Origin of the sequence: Paenibacillus farraposensis (assembly GCF_020736845.1) — a bacterium.
Taxonomy (GTDB): Bacteria; Bacillota; Bacilli; order Paenibacillales; family Paenibacillaceae; genus Paenibacillus; species Paenibacillus farraposensis.
Map to the genome: position 1 here is coordinate 1 of NZ_JAFFQR010000021.1, position 246 is coordinate 246.

Annotated in this window: 1 protein-coding gene; it reads left to right on the forward strand. The window is 45.9% G+C overall.

What is annotated here, in order from left to right; translation table 11 throughout:
• A partial coding sequence (locus tag JO375_RS05250) for a DDE-type integrase/transposase/recombinase (RefSeq protein ID WP_229523467.1) occupies positions 1-246 on the forward strand: 246 nt, incomplete at both ends.

A 246-nucleotide genomic window follows, 5' to 3' on the forward strand; every position in this document is an offset into this window, starting at 1 on the left:
GTCAGCGATCTAACTTATGTGAAAGTTCAGCACAAGTGGCACTACATTTGCGTACTGATCGACTTATTTAATCGTGAAATCATTGGCCATAGTGCAGGTCCCAACAAAGATGCTGCTCTGATTTCCCGTGCCTTTGCCACGGTAGAGGGCGATTTGAGCGACATTCAGTGGTTTCATACGGATCGTGGGAGCGAATTTAAGAACCAGACCATAGACGAACTGTTAGAGACCTTTGATATTGGCCGT